This window comes from Kitasatospora sp. NPDC056181, from assembly GCF_042266225.1.
Classification (GTDB): domain Bacteria; phylum Actinomycetota; class Actinomycetes; order Streptomycetales; family Streptomycetaceae; genus Kitasatospora.
Window position 1 is genome coordinate 1 of the sequence record NZ_JBHJUK010000040.1, and the last position, 15479, is coordinate 15479.

The window sequence follows — 15479 nt, forward strand, 5'->3', positions numbered from 1 at the left end:
CGCCACCGGTGCGCGGGCCGGGTGCGACCGCCCGCTGTCCCGCCCCCCGCCGGCGCCCGGGGGGGGCGCATCGGCGCCATCGGCGCGCCCGCCGCCGTTTCAGGCCCCCCTCCAGCTAGGTTGGATTATCAAATTCTCCAGGCTAGGGTGAGTTCCGATTTCAAACCACCTCATCCGTCGGCGCCCTGGAGCCCCCAGTGACCCTCCCCCGCACCACCGCGACCCGTACCCCGGAGGTGCCCGATGCCGCGCACTGACCGCAGCGGGACCGTCCTGCTGGCCGCCTGCCTCGGCCTGTTCACCGTCTTCATGCAGACCACCCAGACCATCGGAACCCTCGGCGCCGTCCGCGCCGGCCTGGGTCTGGACGCCGCCGACCTGGTCTGGATCCCGAGCATGTACACCCTGGTCGTGGCCTCCGTGGTGCTCGGCGCGGGTGCCTTCGCCGACCGGTGGGGGCGGCGGCGGATCTTCCTGATCGGCACGCTGGCGATGGGCGTCGGCGGCCTGGTCCTGGTGTCCGCCGACAGCCTCGCCGCCGTGCTCGCCGGGCAGGCGGTCGCCGGCTTCGGCGGCGCGCTGATCACCCCCAGTTCGCTCGCCCTGGTCACCCACGCCTTCCCGGACCCGCGCCGCCGGGCCGGGGCGATCTCCGTCTGGGCCGCCGCGTCCGGCCTCGGCCTGGCGCTCGGGCCGGTCACCGCCGGTCTGGCACTGCGCTGGTCGACCTGGCACACGGCCTTCTGGCTCGGCCCGGCGATCGCCGCACTCGCCGCGGCCGCCGCCCTGCTGGGCGTGCCGGAGTCCCGGGTCGAGGGCGGCCGGCTGGACTGGCCCGGGCAGTTCCTCGCCACCGCCGGGCTGGCCCTGCTGATCTACTGGCTGATCGACGGCGGCCACCACGGCTACCTCGCGGGCAAGCCGCTGGCCGCCGCCGTCACGGCGGCCGCCCTGCTCGCCGGTTTCGCCGTCGTCGAACTGCGCCGCGACCACCCGCTGCTCGACCTCCGGCTGATGCGCAGCCCCTCGTACAGCGCCGCCCTGCTGCTGGCCGCCACCGTGCTGTTCGGATTCGTCGGCCTCTCCCTGCTCCAGGTGCTCTGGCTCCAGCAGGTGCGCGGGCTGACCGCACTCCAGGTCGGCGTCCAACTCCTCGCCGAGTTCGGCACGTTCATCGTCGCCTCGGCACTGGCGGGGGTCCTCGGACGGCGGGTCGGGCCGGCACCGCTGATCTTCGCCGGGCTGCTGCTGGCGGCGGCCGGCGCCGCACTCTTCGCCGGCGTCGGAGCGGCCGACGCCTTCGGCGACTACGCCCCGGCACTGGTGGTCTTCGGCCTCGGCTGCGGCCTGGCCAACGCGCCGTCCACCGCGCTGGCCGTCGGCCAGGTACCGCGCGGCAAGGAGGGCGTGGCGGCCGGGACGGTCAACGCCGCCCGCCAGGTCGGAGCGGTGCTCGGCACCAGCATCCTCGGCACGCTGATGACCACCCGCTTCGCGTCCGGCCTGGGCCGCCTCCCGCGGCCCGAACCGCTGGACGTGGCACGGGCGTTCACGGACGCCGTCGGCCACGCCGCCACGGTCTGCGCCGTCGTCCTGCTGGCCGGAACGGCGGCCGGCGCGGCCCTGTCGGCCCTCACCCGCCGCAACCGGCCGGCGCCGCCCGCGCCCGCCCCGGCCCGTCCGGAGACGGTCTCCGCACTGAGTTGACGGATCGTCAGCCCCGGGGCGCGCGCCGCCACCACTACGGAGGGCGACGCTCGGCCGGGGCCCGGCCGTACCCCGGCTCCTGCCCCGGCCGTACCCCGGCTCCTGGCCACGACCCGGCCACGACCCGGCCACGACCCGGCCCCGGGGACCGTCGTGGGCGCGGGATGCTCCGCCGTGGGCGCGGGCGCCGGGGAGGACGACAATGGAAGAAGATCCGGCCGGGCCGGCCCCGGCGGCAACCGTCATCGCGAGTCGAGTGGGGACGTGCCCATGGGACAGGCAGCCATCAGCGTCGTCGGTCTCACCAAGCGGTTCGGTGCGGTGGTCGCCCTGGACGGGGTGGACTTCGAGGTCCCGGCCGGCACCGTGTTCGGCCTGCTCGGGCCCAACGGCGCAGGGAAGACCACGGCGATCCGGATCCTGACCACCATCCTGCGCCCGAGCGGCGGCCACGCCGTCGTCCTCGGGCACGACGTGGTCCGCGAGGCGGCGACCGTGCGGCGGCTGATCGGACTGGCCGGCCAGTACGCCGCCGTCGACCCCAACCTCACCGGGCGGGAGAACCTGCGCCTGATCGGGCGCCTCACCCAGCTCCCCCGCGCCCGCCTCCGCCCCCGCGCGGCCGAACTGCTGGACCGCTTCGACCTCATCGAGGCCGCCGACCGCCCCGTCCGCACCTACTCGGGCGGGATGCGGCGGCGGCTCGACGTCGCCGCGGCCCTCGTGCCGGAGCCGCCGGTGCTCTTCCTCGACGAGCCGACCACCGGCCTCGACCCGCAGAGCCGCACCGCGCTGTGGGAGCTGATCCGCGAGCTGGTCCGCGACGGCACGACCGTCCTGCTCACCACCCAGTACCTGGAGGAGGCGGACCGGCTCGCCACTCGGATCGTGGTGGTCAACGAGGGCCGGATCATCGCCGACGACACCCCCGCCGTCCTGAAGACGCGGCTCGGGAACACCGTGATCGAGCTGGGGATGGGCGACGAGGGCCGGGCCGTCCGGGCGGCCGCCGTCATCGCCGGCCGCACCGGCGAGCCACCCGAGCGCGAAGGGGCGCTGCTCCGACTGGCCTCCCGGGACGGGTCGCGACTGCTCCTCGACGTCCTGCACTCGCTGGACACCGGTCACCTCGCCCCGCACACGGTGACCGTCCGCGAGTCGAGCCTCGACGACGTCTTCCTGGCCCTGACCGGGCACCGGACGCAGGACCCCGCGCCCGCCGCCGGGGCCGCTCCCGCCGGGACCGTACCCGCCGAACCCGCGCCCGCCGAAGGCGCCGCTTCCCCCGGAGGCCCGTCATGACCGTGACCGACGCCGGCCGGCTCGGCACCCGTGCCGGCGAGCTCGGCGACCGCATCGCCGCGCCGGTGCGCGACGGCCTCGCGGTGGCCTGGCGCAACCTGATCGCACTGCGCCGGGTGCCGCGGCTGCTGATCTTCTCCACCATCCAGCCGCTGGTCTTCGTGCTGATGTTCCGGTACGTGTTCGGCGGGGTGGTCGGCCCCGCGCTGCCGCCCGGGGTCGGCTACGTGGACTTCCTGATCCCGGGCATCTTCGTGCAGACCGCCGTGTTCGGGTCGATGAACACGGCGATCGGCCTGGCGACCGACATGCAGACCGGGCTGATGGAGCGGTTCCGCTCGCTGCCGATGGCGAGGTCGGCCGTGCTGTCCGGGCGCACCACGGCGGACCTCGCGCGGAACGTGTTCGTGGTGACGCTGATGACCGCCGTCGGCTTCGCGCTGGGCTTCCGGATCCACGCGGGCGTGGCCGCGTTCCTCGGCGGCGTCCTGCTGGTGCTGGCGTTCGGCTTCGCGATGTCGTGGATCTTCGCGGTGGTCGGCCTGGCGGTCGGCGACCCGGAGACGGCCCAGGCCGCCGCCTTCCCCGTCCTCGCGCCGCTGGTGTTCGCCTCCTCGGCCTTCGTCCCGGTGAGCACCATGCCCGGTTGGCTCCAGGCCTTCGCCGAGCACCAGCCGGTGTCCAAGACCGCCGAGGCGGTCCGCGTCCTGGTGCTCGGCGGCCCTGCCTCCACAGCGGTCTGGGAGGCACTCGCCTGGGACGCCGGGATCGTCGCGGTCTTCGCCCCGCTGGGCGTCTGGTTCTACCGCCGGGCGGTGTAGGGCGTCTCCCGCCCACCGGGTGCGCGCCGGCGTCCGGCCGACGGCGACTCCCGAGCCACGGGTTCCACCGGCCCATGGCGTTCACGGGCCCACGGGTTCCACCGGCCGACGGCGTTCACGGGCCCGCGGGGCCTGCCGTGTCTGGAGGACTCGCCGCGCCTACGGGAGCTCCTCGTGGTGGCCGCAGAGCCAGGCCAGCGCGCCGTACGCACCCAGGGCGTAGTCGGCGTCCACCCCGCGCCCGGCGCCCGCGCGGATCTGGACGGCGGCGGCCTGGAACTCCGCCAGCAGCTGGGCCCGGCACGGGCCGGCGGCGCCGACGGCCGCCGACGCGGTCACCGGGGCGCCCACCTGGGTCCCGACCGCCCAGCGGTAGGCGCCCAGGACGCCGTGCTCGTAACGCGTCCACGGCTGGCGGCGGCTGTTCACGGCCTCCAGGGCGGCGAACACCTCCGCCACCGAGCGCACCCCCACCGCCACCATCGTCGTCTCCTCGGCAGTCATGCCCCCGACGCTACGACCGCACCGGCGGCCCCGCCGCCCGGCGCCCTCCCGTGCTCCGGCCCGCCGACGGCCCCCGGACGGCCGGTCGGAGGGCCCCCGGGCTGCCGGTCGGACGGTCCCCCGGGCGGTCACGGCCGGGCCCCGGCGGGCGGTGCGCCACTGACCCGACCGGGTGAAAAAACGCGCGCACGGGGCCGCGGCCCCTCAACGGCTCTCGATGGCCACCGTCCCGTGCAGCAGCCGGCCCGCCACCCGCGCCCTCTCCAGGCTCCGGGTGAACGCCGCCACCCGCTCCTGCGGCTCCAGGCTCATCAGGCCGACCGGCCAGGTGCCGGGCGGGACCACGATCACCACCACGCCTCCCCGGCCCTCCGCGGCCGCCAGCCAGCCCGGCGACACCGCGACCCCCGCGGCCGGCTCCCACACCTGCCGCCCACCCACCAGGACCAGCCGCTCGAACCGCTGCGCGCCCACCTCGACCACCCCGGTGGTGGGCGGCGGCTCCCCCGCCGCGAGCACGAACCCGCTGTCGACGGCGTCCACCACCAACTCGCCGTGCAGCCGCGCGCCGACCTCCACGATCGCCTCCGCGACCAGCACCCCGGCCGATTCGCGCACCGCAAAGGCCCACACCATCGGCGCCCGCCGGGCGCCCTCACCCGCCTCGTCTCCCACACCCTCACCAACGAGCCGGCCGCCCCTGCGGCTTCCCCCGACCGGGAGAACGCGTCGCCGAAAGGCCCCCGCCGGGCTGCGCGGGCGCGCCGACCGTCACGGCACCGCGGTCGCCCCGTGTCGTGGTCGCCGACCTGCACGCCCTGTTTCGACCCTGCATCCCCGCCACGGCCGGGCGCACGGGGCCCCGGCCCGCCGCCCGACCACTCCCCGCAAAGGCCTAGACCATTGACGTCGGCGCTCGGGCGGGTTTAGATGGCGGGACCTCCGGTGCGACAGGGGGCCGCACCGCCCGAGTCCGGTGCGACGCACCGGGACAAGAGACGGCCTCCTGCCGAGCACCCTCCCCGAGGGCGGAAGGAGCCCCCGAGAAGGCGGTGCCATCCGTGGACGCTGTTGTCTCCGAAGTGCTGCACACATCCGGCCGCACTTCCCCCGCCACCCCCTCGAACCGGGCCGGGCGGACCGGCCCGCTCTGGATCGTCGAGATCCCCGTGACCGCCGGCGCCGGGAACGGCCGGCAGATCTGCGCCGTCCGCGCCCGCTCGGAGCGCGAGGCCCTCGACGAGGCCCTGCGGCGGGCCCTCGACCCCGCCGCCACGGCCCGCCGCCGCGGCGCCGCCCTGGACCCGGACCGGGCGACGGTCACCCCGTGGGACTGGCAGCAGACCCTCCTCTGATCCCTCCGGCCGTGACCCCTCCGGCCGGCAGTGCGCCCGAGCGGCGCACCGAGAAACGCCCCCCGGCTCAGCCCCGGGCCGGGCGCGGCGTCGCCGCCCGGGCGGCGAGCGCGAGCGGGCTGAGCGCCGCGCCGCGCCGAGCAGACGAACGCCGGTCCGGCCGGCCGCGACGTGCCACCGAAGGGTGAGGACTTCCCCTCGTCGTCGCACTCCGCCCCCTGGAGGTGCCGGCGCGGCCGCAAGCGTGCCCGCGGCGCCCGCCCGGCCGCCGCCGACGGGAGCGCCCGGCAGGACGGCCCCCGGGGGCCTCACGGCGGCCGGGGGCCGTCCAGGGTGCTCATCCTGACCCGTTCGGCGCAGCCCGGATCGTGGTGACGGCCCGGTGTTCACAGACTCGGATGCGGGGGTGGACTCAACCGGAGAGGCATCCTCATGACCAACGCTCTTCGCCGCGCCCTCGCGGTGGCCGCCGTGCTTTCCGTCGGGGCCGGCCTGGCGTCCTGCGGCAGCGCCAAGCAGTCGACCGGCAGTACGTCCTCGGGAACGGCGAGCGGGACCGCAGCCGGGGCGGTGAAGATCGGCCTGCTGCTGCCGGAGACCAAGACGACCCGGTACGAGCAGTTCGACCGCCCCCTGATCGAGCAGAAGATCAAGGAACTGGCCCCGAACGCGCAGATCGACTACTACAACGCCAACCAGGACGCGACGACCCAGCAGACCCAGGTCGACACCGCCCTGACCAAGGGCGACAAGGTCCTCATCCTGGACCCGGTGGACTCCAAGTCGATCCAGTCCTCCGTCCAGAAGGCCCACGACGCGGGCGTCAAGGTGGTCTCCTACGACCGCCTGGCCCAGGGGCCGGTCGACACGTACGTGTCCTTCGACAACCACAAGGTCGGCCAGCTGCAGGGCCAGGCCCTGGTGGCGGCGGTGGGCGACAAGGCCGGCGCCGGACAGATCATCATGATCAACGGCTCGCCCACCGACCCGAACGCGGCCGACTTCAAGGCCGGCGCGCACAGCGCCATGGACGGCAAGCTGAAGATCGGCAAGGAGTACGACACTCCCCAGTGGGACCCGAACATCGCCAACCAGGAGGCCGCCGCGGGCATCACCGCGATCGGTGCGAACAACGTCGTCGGCATCTACTCCGCCAACGACGGCATGGCCGCCGGCATCGCCACCGCGCAGAAGGCGGCCGGGATCAACGTCCCGCTCACCGGTCAGGACGCCCAGCTCGACGCCATCCAGCGGATCCTGATCGGCACCCAGACCATGACGATCTACAAGCCCTTCAAGCCGGAGGCCGACGCCGCGGCCGAGATGGCCGTCAGCCTGGCCACCGGTGCGACCCTCAACCCCACGGTCGTGCCGACGACGGCGACCAACGGCAGCAACAACAAGACGCTGGCCAACCTGATCACGCCGATCGTCGTGAACAAGGACAACATCAAGACCACCGTGGTCCAGGACGGCCTCTACACCGTCGCCCAGATCTGCACGCCGGACTACGCCGCCGCCTGCACCGCGGCCGGCCTCCAGTAGTCCGACGCTACCCCGACACGAGCATGCCCCGTCTCCGAGCCGGAGACGGGGCAAGGGAGTTGGTCACTGTGGCAGGTGAGACCGTACTGGCCCTGCGCGGGGTCTCCAAACGGTTCGGCGCCGTCCAGGCGCTCACCGACATCGAACTGGAGGTGCACGCGGGCGAGGTGGTGGCCCTGGTCGGCGACAACGGCGCCGGCAAGTCCACCCTGGTCAAGGCGATCGCCGGGGTACACCAGCCCGACGACGGCGTCATCGAGTGGCACGGCAAGCCGGTCACCATCCACCGCCCGCAGGACGCCCAGCAGTTGGGCATCGCCACCGTCTACCAGGACCTCGCGCTCTGCGACAACCTCGACGTGGTCGGGAACCTCTTCCTCGGCCGCGAGATCCGGCGCTTCACCATCCTCGACGAGGTCGCGATGGAGAAGCGCTCCCGCACGCTGCTGGACACCCTGTCCATCCGCATCCCCAGCGTGCGGATCCCCGTCGCCTCGCTCTCCGGTGGTCAGCGCCAGGTGGTCGCGATCGCCCGCGCGCTGATCGGCTCGCCGAAGATCGTGATGCTGGACGAACCCACCGCCGCCCTCGGCGTCGAGCAGACCGCCCAGGTCCTCGACCTGGTCGAGCGGCTGCGCGAACAGGACCACGGCGTGATCCTCATCAGCCACAACATGGCCGACGTGATGGCCGTCGCGGACACGGTCGCGGTGCTGCGCCTCGGCCGCAACAACGGTGTCTTCGACAAGCGCTACACCAACCAGGAAGAGATCATCTCGGCCATCACCGGAGCCACGGACAACGCCGTGACCCGCCGGAAGGCCCGTGGCCAGGAGGATTCCCAGTGAGCGAGAACTTCCCCGGGGGCACTGGGGGCGGCGAGCCCGAGCGCCACCACGTCCCGCTGCCCGAGGACAGCATGCCCAAGGGCGGCGTCAACGCGCCCGTCCCGGTGGCGCCCGAGGCCACCCCGGCCATCGATCCCCGACTGATCGTCCGTCAGGAGGGCGTCAAGGGGTACCTCGGCGAGTTCCGCCGCCGGCTCGGCAGCGGCGAACTCGGCTCACTGCCGGTGGTGCTGGCCCTGATCGTGATCTGGGCCGTGTTCGGCAGTCTCAACAGCAGCTTCCTCTCCGCCCAGAACCTCTCCAACCTGTCCCAGCAGATCGTCGGCACCGGCATGATCGCGATCGGCGTGGTCTTCGTCCTGCTGCTCGGCGAGATCGACCTCTCGGTCGGCTCGGTCAGCGGGCTGTGCGCGGCGATCTACGCCGTCCTGAGCGTCACCGACGGCGTCAACCAGTACCTCGCGCTGCTCACCGCCCTCGTCGGCGGTGCGGTGGTCGGCTGCATCCAGGGCGTCTTCTTCGCCAAGGTCGGCGTCCCCGCCTTCGTGGTCACCCTCGCCGGTAACCTCGGCTGGAACGGCCTGATGCTGCAGATCCTCGGCACCAACGGCACGGTCAACCTGCCCGGCAACGACTTCGTCTCCAAGCTCTACAGCACGATCTACGGGCAGCAGATCGCCGCCTACGGCACGGCGGCGGTCGGCGTCCTGCTCTTCCTGGGGGCCTCGTTGTTCGACGCGCGCCGCCGCCAGGCCGCGGGCGTGCCGTCCCGCCCCGTGTCGGACATCGCGCTGCGGACCGTGGTGCTGGCGATCATCGCCTTTCTCGCCGCCTACACGCTCAACCAGTACAAGGGGCTCCCGCTGGCGCTCCTGATCTTCCTGATCTTCATCGTGGTGCTGGACTTCGTGCTGCGCCGCACCGCCTACGGCCGGCAGGTCTTCGCGCTCGGCGGCAACATCGAGGGCGCCCGGCGCGCCGGCATCAACGTGTCCGGGATCCGGATCAGCGTGTTCACGATCTGCTCCACCATGGCCGCGGTCGGCGGCCTCTTCCTGGCCGCGCAGATCCAGTCGGCCAGCCAGACCTCCGGCGGCGGCAACCTGCTGATGAACGCCATCGCCGCGGCCGTCATCGGCGGCACCAGCCTGTTCGGCGGACGCGGCTCGACCTGGTCGGCCCTGCTCGGCGCGCTGGTGATCGGCTCGATCCAGTCCGGGATGAACATCCAAGGCCTCAGCAACGCCATCCAGTTCATGGTCACCGGCTTGGTGCTGCTGGCCGCGGTGGTCATCGACTCGCTGGCCCGACGCACCCAGAAGGCGGCCGGCCGCGCCTGAGCGGCGGTGTGCCCCCGGCCTCAGGGTCCCGGCCGGTCGACTCAGCCGGTCGACTCAGCGAGTCACCTCAGCCGGTCGACTCAGCCGGTCACCGCGAGTTCGGCGACCACGGCGCGGTGGTCCGTCCCCGGCAGCCGGTGCTCGGCGACGGACACCGCCGTCAGCGCGTCACCGTGCAGCACGTGGTCGATCTGGATCACCGGCGGCAGGTACGGGAAGCCGGCGTTGTCCTCCGGCCAGGTGGGCGAGACCCCGCGGCCCAGTTCGGCGTGGGTGTCGGTGAGGCCGGTGGCGAGCAGCTCGCGCATCGGGGCGTGGTCGAGGGTCGCGTTGAAGTCGCCGAGGAAGACGGCGTTGCGAGTGGCGCCGGTGGCCGCCGCCCGCAGGCCGGCGAAGTCCCGCGACCAGCGCCCGGCATCGCCCAGCGGGTAGTAGGTGTGCACGGCCGTCAGCCGCACCGTCCGCCCGCCGACCGCGACGTCGGCGGCCACCTGGGCACGGGCCGCCTCCGGCGCCGAGGCGTCCAGCGGCGCGAGCGGCAGCCGGGAGTAGAGCGCGCTGTCCCGGCCCGGCCGGACCTGCCGGTAGGGCAGCAGCTCGGCGATCCCGGCCCGGTCGAGCGCGGCGGGCGCTGTGCCCCAGAACTCCTCCACCGCGAGCACGTCCACCCGCTGCTCCCGTACCAGCCTCACCAGCGCGGCGGCGTCGACCTGGCCCTTGAAGGTGTTGCTGGTGGCCACCCTCAGCCGCGGCGCGTCGGCCGCAACAGAACCGCTGTCCGGCACGAACCTCGGCGCCAGCCAGCAGAGTTGGAGTACGGCGAGCGCTCCGGCCACTCCGGCCGCCCACCACGAGCGCACCGCGAGCAGCACGGCCAGCGCCACCAGGGTGCCCGCCGCGACGTAGGGCAGCAGCACCATCGGCATGGCCAGCGAGGTGCCGTCGTCCCAGCCGCCGAGCCGGACCACGGCCAGCGCGGCCGGCACCGTCAGCCCGACCGCGCAGAGCCCGACCAGGACCCGCCTGGCCCAGCCCCACCGGCCCAGCCCGGCCCCGTCCCCCGCCGCCTGCTTCCCCACCCGCCACTCCCGTCACTCGACTCCGCCGGGAAGACGCCGACGGGCGAGGTCCGGTTCCCGGCGCCCGCCGGGCAGGCGGGCACCAGGCACACGGACAGACGGGCAGACGGGCAGACGGGCAGACGGGGACGCCGTAGCCAGGTCCGGGGCCCTACCGGGCTGCCGCGTCAGGCGGAAGCGAGGCGGGCGGCCCACTTGGCGCGCCAGGCGAGGGCGTCGGTGACGCCCTCGGCGATGGTGCGCTGCGCCGTCCAGCCGAGCAGCTCGCGGGCGGTGTCGACGGCGGCGTAGCAGCCGATGACGTCGCCGGGGCGCGGGTCGGCCTCGCGGACGTCGAGCTTGGCGCCGACGGCGTCCTCGAAGGCGGTGACCAGCTCGCGGACGGTGGTGCCCTCGCCGGTGCCGACGTTGATGACCCGGTAGCGGTCGTCGGCGGCGGGCTTGACCACCTCGTCGAAGCGGGTGAGGGCGGCGACGTGGGCGTCCGCGAGGTCCTGCACGTGGATGTAGTCGCGGATGCCGGAGCCGTCGCGGGTCGCCCAGTCGACGCCGGTGACGGTGAACGGCGTGCCGTTGGTGTGGGCCTCGATCAGCTTGCCCAGCGCGTGGGTGGGGTTGAGGTCCTGGAGGCCGGTGCGCAGCTTCGGGTCGGCGCCGACCGGGTTGAAGTACCGCAGTGCGATGACGCGGATCCCCTCGGCGCCGTCGCCGCGGGTCCAGTCCTGGAGGACGTGCTCCATCATCTGCTTGGTGCGCGCGTACGGGCTGTTGGCGTCGACCGCGCAGGTCTCGTCCACGCGGGCGTCCGGGGTGGGGGCGTAGATGGACGCGGAGCTGCTGAAGACGACCCGGGTGCAGCCGTTGCGCTGGAGGGAGTCGAGCAGTTCGACGGTCTTGGCGACGTTCTCGCGGTAGTAGAAGAGCGGCTTGGCGACCGACTCCGGCACGACGATCCGGGCGGCGCAGTGGAGGGCGGCGTCGATGTCGGGGTGTTCCGCGAAGATCCGGTCCAGCAGCGCACCGTCGGCGGTGTCGCCCTGGTAGAACACCCGGCCCTCGACGAACTCCGCCCGGCCCTTGGACAGGTCGTCGAGGATGACGGGCGTGATGCCCTGGTCGAGCAGCGCGGACGCCACGGTGCTGCCGATGTAACCCGCGCCACCGGTGATCAGGACCTTCTTCATACGCGGATGCTCCCTTGCCTGGTCGGGCGCCTCCGTTCGGCGGCCCGTTGACAGCGGGGACGACCGGGCCGGACGTGTCGGTTCCCCGGCCCGCCGATCGGTCCGCGCGGCGGCGGTCAGGCCCGGCGGGAGCAGCGGCGGCGCAGCCAGAAGCCGGTGGCGACCAGGACGACGGCCGCGGCGGCGGTGCCGATGGCCGCCCAGGTGGCCGCCTCGGAGGTGCCGGCACTCTTCTCGTCCTGCGGGGTCTGCACCGAGGTGACGGGCTTTCCGGCGCTCTGGGCGGAGGGCGTGGGCGCGGCGGTGACCGTCGGCGTCGCTGCGGCGGTCACGGTCGGCCCGGCCGTGGGCGCGATCGTGGTCGTGGGCGCGGTCGTGGTGCTCGGCCCGGCGGTGGTCGGCCCGGAGGTGGTCGTCGGCGGGGTCGGCAGCACCGGGTCGACGATGGCCGCCGCCTCGACGTCCATCTCGCGCTCGCCGTGCCCGAGGGAGGGGAACGCGCAGTCGACGGTGATCCGCCAGTGTCCGGCGGGCAGGATCTCCCGGGTGGTGTAGGAACCGGGGTGCCCGGGGACGGCGACCAGCCGCCACGGTCCGGCCGAGCGGCCGTCCGCGGAGGTGGCGGCGAGCGTGCCGGCGAACTCCTCGACGACCGGTTCGTGGTCGTTCTCGAAGGTGGCGACGGTGGTGACGTGGCCGCCCTCCTGGCCGGTGACGTCGAGCAGGACGTTGTCCCCGTGGGCGGCGGCCGGGAGGGCGGCGGGTCCGAGGACGGCCGCCCCGGCGAGGGCGAGGGCGACGGCGAGCGGTCTGATGCGCATGTCGGGGGTTCCTCGTGGGGGGATGGCCGGATGCGGCCGTCGCCGGTGTGTCGTGGCGACGGCCGCACCCGGGTGGGTGGTGGGGGCGGGCCGGCCGGAGCCGGCCCCCGGTCAGCTGGTCTTCTGCAGCGTCCAGGACTGGTAGGCCTGGCCGTTGGGCTTCTGCAGCTCCAGCAGCCAACCGCCGTAGTACCAGCGGTTGCTGACACCGAGGACCAGGGTCGAGCCCTCGGCGCTCAGGGTGAACCCGCCACCCGACGGGGTGAGCACCCACTTCTGGGAGGACGCGCCGGAGCAGGGCTGCTGGGCGAGGTACTGGCCGGCCACCGGGCCGCCGCCGAGCTGGAGGCACTTGTCCGAACGGGCGGACTTGATCCGCACCGCGCCGGATCCGGCGTCCTCGAAGGTCCACTTCTGGTTGGCGTAGCCGGTGCGCTGGTAGGCGATGGCCACGGTGCCGTCGTTGAGCGAGCTGCCCCAGAGGTCGGCGGCCTGGCCGGTGAGGCCGTTCACCATGGTGTACCGGGTGCCGGGCTGCGGCCGGCCGCCGTCGGCGAGGGTGCTGAAGGTGGCCGCGCGGCCGGGCTGCGAGACCGTGCCGGCGGCGTCACGCACGGCGACGGCCACGGTGTACGAGGTGCCGGGGGCGAGCCGGACCAGGCCGACCACGGTGGCGCGGACGGTGCCCACGGACTGCCCGTTCAGCAGCACGTCGTAGCCGGCGGCGGACGGGACCGCGGTCCAGCTCAGCACGGCCGAGTTCTGGGTGATCTGGCTGACCGTCATGGCCGGGGCGGTGTTACCGCCGGTGGGCGTCGCGGTCGGGGTGGGGGTCGGGCCCGGCGTGGTGGTTCCGGTCGGCGACGGGGTCCTGGTCGGGCTCGGGGTGGTGCTCCCGGTGGCCGTCGGGGTCGGGGTGGTGGGGGACGGCGTCGAGGTCGGGGACGGGGTCCGGGTCGGCGTGGCCGTCGGGGTGGGCGTGGGGGTCGGGTTCGGACCGGTGCCGCCGCCGGCGATCAGGAAGCGGTTGTTGGCGACGTTCCAGTGCGTGGCCAGGTAACTGCCGGCCGCGGGATTGGTGTTGTAGTAGTCGTCGTGGTGGCAGTCGAGCCGGTTGTCACTGGCGTTGTCCGGGCAGACCGTCTTCATCGCCGGGTAGTACGGGGCGTCCGAGTAGCACATGAGGTCCCACTCGTCGACGCAGTGGCCGGCCTTGCTCGAATTGGGTGCGCTGTTGCTCACCGCACCCAGGTTGTGGCCGAGTTCGTGCGCCGCAGTGGAGCCGCCCCAGCAGCCGGAGTCGGTCCGCCCGTACGAGGGGCCGAAGTTGCTCAGGTTGTCCTGGCCGGGCCGCTCGTCGCCCGCGAAGGTGCCGATGCCGCAGTACACCTTGGCGTCGGTGAACATCATGTACTTGCGGTCCTTGCGGTTGAACCCCTGCGCGGCGAGCGCGCGGTTGCTCGCGTTGAAGTCCTGGATCTCGGAGTCCGAGATCTGCACGTTCAACACCGATGCGGTGCAGTCGGATTCGGTGACGAAGCGCACGTGTCGGACGCCGCCGGTCTCCTGGGCGCTGGCGTTGTAGATGACGTCGACGTCCGCCGCCCACTTCTTGAACGACGGCAGGTACTGGGCGAAGCGGTCGTTGCCCGGGGAGTGGACGTACACCACCTGGATCCGGTTGCCGGTGCTGCCGTCACCCTCGCAGACCAGCGCGGACCCGCCGGCGGCGGGAGTCTGCTGGGGCGCTGCGGAGGCTCCGGCCGCCGGGGTCGCGGCCTCGCCGAGGAGGGCCTTCTGGCCTGCGTCCAGAACCGGGGCGCCGCCCTTCAGCAGGTCGGCCGCGGCGGGCGGCTGGGCGTCGGCGGGCGGCGTCAGCGCCGCCACCGGGGCGGCGGCCGCGGCGACCGGCGGGACGTCCTTGTGGATGTCGATGTCCTTGGGCGGCGCGTCCGGACCGTGGCTGCACAGCTGGCCCGTGGTGACCTCCAGCGAGCCGGCGCAGCGGTCGCCCGTCGGCAGCGTCAGACCTGCGTAGACCAGACCGCGCTCCGGCTGGTCCTTGGGTATCTCGTGCAGCGGCGCGGCCTTCTGGTCCCGCTTCGGGGCGGGTGCCTGCGTGGCGCCCTCGGCGGTGCCGGTCTCGCCCGGTCCGCCGTCCTCGCTGACGACTCCGGCCGTGCCCGCCTCCGCCCGGTCGGCCGATCCGCCGGCTGCCGCAGTGTTGCCGGCCCGGACGGCGGCCGGCTCCAGCGCGGTCTGGATGCCCAGTGCGCCCGCCACCAGTCCGGCCACTACCGCCGCCGCCAGCAGCGCCGTCCGGCGCCCTGACTTCTTGCGCCGCCTGCGGCGGGCCTCCGTGCTCCGGTGTCCCATCGCACTCTCTCCTGTCCTCGGTGTGACGGTCCGTTCGCCGTGTGACGTGGTGTCCGGACCTTCCGACACCCTGGAGACCGAGGAGGACGGGAGGAGATAACAGAAACCTCTTTCGAAATTCGATCGGGCGGATCGGCGTCGCACCACGACGGGTTGCCCGGCGTGGTCCGCGACGGGTCCGCGGCGGGGTCCACGACGGGATCCGCGCGGTTGGCGTGGGGGTGGCGGGGGTGCGCAGCGGGTCGCACAACGGCGAGCGGCGGGGCGCGGGCATGGGCGCGCGAGCGGGCTTACGGGCCGGCATGCGAGCAGGCGCGCGGCGGAGCCGGGGAGCGCGCTCGGGGGGTACGCGCTCCCCGGCAGGGGGTGGTGGCGGCCACCCGGCCGGGCTGCCCGGGGGTCCGGGTTCCGGCTGCCGTGACCGGAATGCTAGACCCGCCGGGTGGCCGTGGCCATAGCTCTGACCAGCTGATTTTCCGCCCCGGACATGCCACTGCGACCCACCGGGCACAGCCGCACCGTCGTCACCTTCGGCCGGACGTCACCCCCGGCCGGACGTCGCCCCCGGCCGGACGTCGCCCCCGGCCGGACGTCGCC

General features: G+C 74.0%; 13 protein-coding genes. 7 read left to right on the plus strand and 6 right to left on the minus strand.

The window, feature by feature from the left end; translation table 11 throughout:
• Positions 1–243: 243 nt before the first annotated feature.
• From ACFC1F_RS17300 to ACFC1F_RS17310, 3 genes are all read left to right on the plus strand, one after another.
• Entirely contained in the window at positions 244–1707 is a 1464-nt protein-coding gene (locus ACFC1F_RS17300; RefSeq protein WP_376159163.1) for an MFS transporter, read from the plus strand.
• Between the two features lie 270 nt (positions 1708–1977).
• On the plus strand, positions 1978–3009 hold the full coding sequence (locus ACFC1F_RS17305; RefSeq protein ID WP_376159165.1) for an ATP-binding cassette domain-containing protein: 1032 nt from the start codon (positions 1978–1980) through the stop codon (positions 3007–3009).
• Positions 3006–3830: an ABC transporter permease gene (locus tag ACFC1F_RS17310; RefSeq protein ID WP_148640854.1), complete on the plus strand. Its 825-nt coding sequence runs from the start codon at positions 3006–3008 to the stop codon at positions 3828–3830. The genes ACFC1F_RS17305 and ACFC1F_RS17310 overlap by 4 nt, the downstream gene beginning before the upstream one ends.
• Positions 3831–3989: 159 nt before the next feature.
• Here ACFC1F_RS17310 and ACFC1F_RS17315 read toward each other — a convergent pair whose 3' ends face one another.
• Together ACFC1F_RS17315 and ACFC1F_RS17320 are read right to left on the minus strand one after the other, a co-directional pair.
• Positions 3990–4334 (minus strand): hypothetical protein, encoded by a 345-nt coding sequence (locus ACFC1F_RS17315; RefSeq protein ID WP_209411005.1) that lies wholly within the window; start codon positions 4332–4334, stop codon positions 3990–3992.
• Between the two features lie 204 nt (positions 4335–4538).
• A complete protein-coding gene (locus tag ACFC1F_RS17320; RefSeq protein WP_376159167.1) occupies positions 4539–5009 on the minus strand; it encodes a hypothetical protein in 471 nt (156 codons plus the stop codon).
• 386 nt (positions 5010–5395) lie between these two features.
• Between ACFC1F_RS17320 and ACFC1F_RS17325 the strand changes: the two genes are divergently transcribed.
• The 4 genes from ACFC1F_RS17325 (at position 5396) to ACFC1F_RS17340 (ending at position 9422) form a co-directional block, all read left to right on the plus strand.
• On the plus strand, positions 5396–5689 hold the full coding sequence (locus ACFC1F_RS17325) for a hypothetical protein (RefSeq protein WP_376159169.1): 294 nt from the start codon (positions 5396–5398) through the stop codon (positions 5687–5689).
• A gap of 432 nt (positions 5690–6121) precedes the next feature.
• Positions 6122–7234, plus strand: a complete 1113-nt coding sequence (locus tag ACFC1F_RS17330; RefSeq protein ID WP_376159171.1) for a sugar ABC transporter substrate-binding protein — start codon at positions 6122–6124, stop codon at positions 7232–7234.
• A gap of 23 nt (positions 7235–7257) precedes the next feature.
• Positions 7258–8082 carry an ATP-binding cassette domain-containing protein gene (locus tag ACFC1F_RS17335; protein ID WP_374105957.1) on the plus strand — a complete coding sequence of 275 codons (825 nt, stop codon included), beginning with the start codon at positions 7258–7260 and terminating at the stop codon, positions 8080–8082.
• Between the two features lie 71 nt (positions 8083–8153).
• On the plus strand, positions 8154–9422 hold the full coding sequence (locus ACFC1F_RS17340) for a sugar ABC transporter permease (protein WP_376159244.1): 1269 nt from the start codon (positions 8154–8156) through the stop codon (positions 9420–9422).
• 80 nt (positions 9423–9502) lie between these two features.
• Here the strand turns inward: ACFC1F_RS17340 and ACFC1F_RS17345 are convergent, their stop codons facing one another.
• From ACFC1F_RS17345 to ACFC1F_RS17360, 4 genes are all read right to left on the minus strand, one after another.
• The gene (locus ACFC1F_RS17345; protein ID WP_376159173.1) at positions 9503–10501 is read right to left on the minus strand and encodes an endonuclease/exonuclease/phosphatase family protein; all 999 of its coding nucleotides are present in this window, start codon (positions 10499–10501) and stop codon (positions 9503–9505) included.
• A gap of 167 nt (positions 10502–10668) precedes the next feature.
• A complete protein-coding gene (galE, locus tag ACFC1F_RS17350; RefSeq protein WP_209411010.1) occupies positions 10669–11685 on the minus strand; it encodes a UDP-glucose 4-epimerase GalE in 1017 nt (338 codons plus the stop codon).
• A 116-nt stretch (positions 11686–11801) separates the two neighbouring features.
• Positions 11802–12506, minus strand: coding sequence for a hypothetical protein (locus tag ACFC1F_RS17355; RefSeq protein ID WP_376159175.1), 705 nt, complete (start codon positions 12504–12506; stop codon positions 11802–11804).
• A 111-nt stretch (positions 12507–12617) separates the two neighbouring features.
• Entirely contained in the window at positions 12618–14882 is a 2265-nt protein-coding gene (locus ACFC1F_RS17360) for an RICIN domain-containing protein (protein ID WP_376159177.1), read from the minus strand.
• Positions 14883–15479: the final 597 nt, after the last annotated feature.

Coding starts and splice junctions, on each gene's coding strand:
- ACFC1F_RS17300 (WP_376159163.1), top strand. CDS start 244: ATGCCGCGCACTGACCGCAGCGGGACCGTCCTGCTGGCCGCCTGCCTC.
- ACFC1F_RS17305 (WP_376159165.1), top strand. CDS start 1,978: ATGGGACAGGCAGCCATCAGCGTCGTCGGTCTCACCAAGCGGTTCGGT.
- ACFC1F_RS17310 (WP_148640854.1), top strand. CDS start 3,006: ATGACCGTGACCGACGCCGGCCGGCTCGGCACCCGTGCCGGCGAGCTC.
- ACFC1F_RS17315 (WP_209411005.1), bottom strand. CDS start 4,334: ATGACTGCCGAGGAGACGACGATGGTGGCGGTGGGGGTGCGCTCGGTG.
- ACFC1F_RS17330 (WP_376159171.1), top strand. CDS start 6,122: ATGACCAACGCTCTTCGCCGCGCCCTCGCGGTGGCCGCCGTGCTTTCC.
- ACFC1F_RS17335 (WP_374105957.1), top strand. CDS start 7,258: ATGCCCCGTCTCCGAGCCGGAGACGGGGCAAGGGAGTTGGTCACTGTG.
- ACFC1F_RS17340 (WP_376159244.1), top strand. CDS start 8,154: ATGCCCAAGGGCGGCGTCAACGCGCCCGTCCCGGTGGCGCCCGAGGCC.
- galE (WP_209411010.1), bottom strand. CDS start 11,685: ATGAAGAAGGTCCTGATCACCGGTGGCGCGGGTTACATCGGCAGCACC.
- ACFC1F_RS17355 (WP_376159175.1), bottom strand. CDS start 12,506: ATGCGCATCAGACCGCTCGCCGTCGCCCTCGCCCTCGCCGGGGCGGCC.
- ACFC1F_RS17360 (WP_376159177.1), bottom strand. CDS start 14,882: ATGGGACACCGGAGCACGGAGGCCCGCCGCAGGCGGCGCAAGAAGTCA.